The 3,893-nt window shown below is 62.4% G+C and carries 3 protein-coding genes; 2 read left to right on the top strand and 1 reads right to left on the bottom strand.

The genetic code is table 11. The features are described from left to right. The coding region (locus ENZ74_RS24635) for an outer membrane beta-barrel protein (RefSeq protein ID WP_127313048.1) at positions 1-1,368 on the top strand (1,368 nt) is incomplete at its 5' end. 39 nt (positions 1,369-1,407) lie between these two features. Here the strand turns inward: ENZ74_RS24635 and galU are convergent. After that, entirely contained in the window at positions 1,408-2,313 is a 906-nt protein-coding gene (gene galU / locus ENZ74_RS24630) for a UTP--glucose-1-phosphate uridylyltransferase GalU (protein WP_013529722.1), read from the bottom strand. Between the two features lie 209 nt (positions 2,314-2,522). Between galU and ENZ74_RS24625 the strand changes: the two genes are divergently transcribed. Then, positions 2,523-3,743: a lytic murein transglycosylase gene (locus ENZ74_RS24625; RefSeq protein WP_013529721.1), complete on the top strand. Its 1,221-nt coding sequence runs from the start codon at positions 2,523-2,525 to the stop codon at positions 3,741-3,743. Positions 3,744-3,893: the final 150 nt, after the last annotated feature.

Genomic DNA, 3,893 nt, shown 5'->3' with positions numbered 1-3,893 from the left:
GCCAAGGACAAGGCTGCCGACAAGTCGAAAAAGAAGAAGAAATCGACGGCCGACACCTCCGACATCACCGCTTCCACGACCGCCTCCACGCCGGACGCCACCGATGCCGCAGAGACCGATGCGGACACGGCCAACCGCCGCGCACTCACCATCGACAGCGCCGACAGGCAGAAGCTCGACCCAGGAGCGGAGCGTACGGACGCCATCGAAGGCCAGAAGAAGAAGCTGGAGGATGATCCGTTTGCCGCCACCGGCGTCAAATGGGGCTCCTTCGTCATCCGGCCGACGATCGAACAGGGCCTGACCGCCACCTCGAACGGCGATTCGAGCAGTGCAGGCAAGTCGGCGCTGCTGTCCGAGACGGCGCTGCGCTTTTCCGCCGCCTCCGACTGGCGCGAGAACTCCGCTACGATCGACGGCTATGGCCTTTTTCGCGAGACCGTCTCGGGTTACCCGGTTCACGACGAGCAAGGCCGCATCGAAGGCCAGCTCAATGTCGACCTCGACAATGGTTTGCGCGCCATCGCCAAGCTCGGCTACGAGGCCGTGCCGGAATCGGCATCATCGCCGGACGCCATTGCCGGCGTCAGCAAGCAGCCGCTGCGGCAGACCATCGATGGCAGCCTGGCCGTCGAAAAGCATCTCGGCAAGATGCAGTACACCTTGACCGGCGCGGTCTCGCACGACTTCTACGGCGACGCCAAGCTATCGGACGGCACCTCGCTGTCGCAGAAGGATCAGGACTCGACGCTCTACACGGCGACGTTGCGCACCGGCTACGAGATCTCCCCTGCCCTGACCCCCTTCACCGAAATCGAGGTCGGCCGCCGGACCTATGATCAACGCATCGACAATGAAGGCTTCGAGCGCTCGTCGACGCGACTCGGCGCCCGCGCCGGCCTTGCACTCGACATGGGTGAGAAGCTGTCGGGCGAATTCTCGGCCGGCTGGCTCAGGGAAGCGATCGACGACAAAAACCTCGATGCGATCTCGGGTGCCACCGTCAACGCCGACCTCAAATGGTCACCCGAGCGCGGCACCATAATCGGCCTGACCGGGCGGACCACCGTCGAGCCCACGACCACATCGGGCGAGAGCGGCGACATCCTCTATTCCGGTCGCCTGACAGGCGAACGCCAGATTCGCGCCAACCTCACCGCCAACGCGGCTCTGGGTCTCGACTGGCGTGATTACATCGGCATCGACGGCCATGACAGGGTGTTGAGCGCCGAGGCCGGCCTGACCTGGTGGCTGAACCGCTACGCCGGCCTGACCACAAGAGTGAGGAGCGAGAAACTGACCAGCAACCTGCCGGGCCGGGACTACACCGCCAACAGCATCTTCCTCGGCGTCAAGGTGCAGCGCTGAACGGCCGCACCAACGACATCCGGCCGCTCGCTAGGATGTTTAAAACGCAGCACCACGGCGCTCTGACGGCTTCAGCTCGTCGAGAAGCGTGCGGATGACGCCCGCCATGTTCTCGTTCATGTCGCTGCGCCACAGCGCGAAGGCGACATTGGCCTCGACAAAACCCTCCGGCGATCCGCAGTCGAACGTGCGGCCTCGATAGTGGTAGCCGTAGAAAGGCTGCTGCTTTTCCAGCTTCAGCATGGCGTCGGTGAGCTGGATCTCGTTGCCGGCGCCTTTTTCCTGACCTTCTAGGATCTTGAAGATCTCCGGCTGCAGGATGTAGCGGCCGTTGATGTAGAGGTTGGACGGCGCGGTGCCGGCCTTCGGCTTTTCCACCATCTCGGTGATACGGAAGCCGTGATGCGTGTCCTCGCCGCGGCCGACGATGCCGTATTTGTGGGTTTCGGCGGGATCGCATTCCTGCACCGCGATGATGTTGTTGCCGGTCTCCTCGTAGAGCTCGACCATTGCCTTCGTGCAGCTCTTCTCCGACTGCATGATCATGTCGGGCAACAAAAGCGCGAAGGGCTCGTCGCCGACGAGCTCGCGGGCGCACCAGACGGCGTGGCCAAGTCCCATCGGCACCTGCTGGCGTGTGAAACTGGTCTGCCCCGGCGCCGGCTGCAGCCGCTGCAGGCGGGCGAGCTGGTCGTCCTTGCCGCGCTGGGCCAGCGTGTCATAGAGTTCGAACTGGATGTCGAAATGGTCCTCGATGACGGCCTTGTTGCGACCGGTGACGAAGATGAAATGCTCGATGCCGGCCTCGCGCGCCTCATCCACCACATACTGGATCACCGGCCGGTCGACGACGGTCAGCATTTCCTTGGGGACAGCCTTGGTGGCCGGAAGAAACCGTGTGCCGAGGCCGGCGACCGGGAAGACTGCCTTGCGAACTCTCTTCATGCTTTCAATTATCCGTTTGAGGGCCAGCTCCGCAATCCCCGTTTCAAGACATTTTCACGCCGGAATTGGGGATTACTGGGAAACTGAGGGGAGCGTCCACCGGTAAAGCTTCGAAGCGTCTTTTCGTTCCCGGTGGCACCTATGGTAAACTAATTCCTAACCTGGTTCGGCGATGAATGGTCTTTCCTGAGACAGAGAAGGAGGAAAAGATGTCCGTTCGCAATGCCGCAAAAATTTTTACCAGCGTCATGGCGGCAGCCAGCCTATCGCTCGCTCTGCTGATGCCTGGCCCCGCTTTCGCCGATGCCGGTTTCCGGCAATGGGTCGCCGGCTTCCGCGCCACCGCCGTGCAGAGCGGCGTTTCCGGCGCCCTATACGACCAGGCCTTCAGGAACATCAGGGATATCGATCCCGTGGTGCTGGAAAAGGCGCGCACGCAGCCTGAATTCACGGCCCCTGCCTGGGACTATTTCGACAACCGCGTCCATGATCAGTCCGTCGCCGTCGGCCAGCAGATGGCCAGGAAATGGAAGCCGTGGCTGGATCGGATCGAGGCCAGGTTCGGCGTCGACCGTTACATCCTGCTGGCCATCTGGTCGATGGAATCGAATTATGGCGAGATCCTCAAGCGCGACGACATCATGCGCAACGTCGTGCGCTCGCTGGCGACCTTGGCCTACGCCGATCCGAAGCGGGCGAAATTCGCCCGCACACAGCTGATCGCCGCGCTGAAGATCCTGCAGACCGGCGACATCGACGAAAGCCATCTGAGCGGATCCTGGGCCGGCGCCATGGGCCACACCCAGTTCATCCCGACCAGCTATCTGCACTATGCCGTGGACATGGACGGCAATGGCAAGCGAGACATCTGGAATTCGATCCCCGATGCGCTGGCGACATCAGCCAATTTGTTGAAGAAGAATGGCTGGCAGGCCGGCAAGACCTGGGGCTATGAGGTCGCCTTGCCAGCCGGAAAACTTCCCGGCGGTTCCAAGACGCTGTCGCAGTGGCAGGCGCTCGGCGTCGCCAGGGCCAACGGCAAGCCGTTCAAGAACGGCTCCGACAAGGCGACGCTGAAGGTGCCGGACGGCCGCAGCGGGCCGGCCTTCCTGATGATCAAGAATTTCACGGTCATCAAGGCCTACAACAACGCCGACAAATATGCGCTGGCCGTCGGCCTTCTTGCCGACGAAATCGCCGGCTCGAGCGGTCTGGTGCAGGACTGGAAGCGGCCTTTCACCAAGCTTACTTTCGAGGAAAGACAGGAGCTGCAGAAGCGGCTTTCCCAGCATGGCCTTTACGACGGCAAGTTCGACGGCAAGATCGGCGACGGCTCGAAGACTGCCATCATGGCCTTCCAGGCCAAGGCCGGCTTGACCCAGGACGGCTATCCGAGCATGGAAGTGCTGAAGTGGCTCCGGCAGAAATAGAGCCGCCTGCGGTGCCGCGCGGCCTTCCAGGCGCGCAAAGGACACTGTAGCAATCTGGTTGGGCGGCATTTGCCGAGAAACCGATGCGGTTTTTCGGCAGGACTGCGCCAAGGGACGGAGGAAACGATTGGCTTCGGCTGCGCGCATCGC

Source organism: Mesorhizobium sp. M7A.F.Ca.CA.002.15.2.1 (assembly GCF_003998715.1).
Taxonomy (GTDB): domain Bacteria; phylum Pseudomonadota; class Alphaproteobacteria; order Rhizobiales; family Rhizobiaceae; genus Mesorhizobium; species Mesorhizobium ciceri.
This window is presented reverse-complemented; position numbering and strand designations above follow the sequence as displayed.

What these genes read in the sequence shown, in the direction of transcription:
- galU (WP_013529722.1), bottom strand. Translation starts at nt 2,313, where the DNA reads ATGAAGAGAGTTCGCAAGGCAGTCTTCCCGGTCGCCGGCCTCGGCACA.
- ENZ74_RS24625 (WP_013529721.1), top strand. Translation starts at nt 2,523, where the DNA reads ATGTCCGTTCGCAATGCCGCAAAAATTTTTACCAGCGTCATGGCGGCA.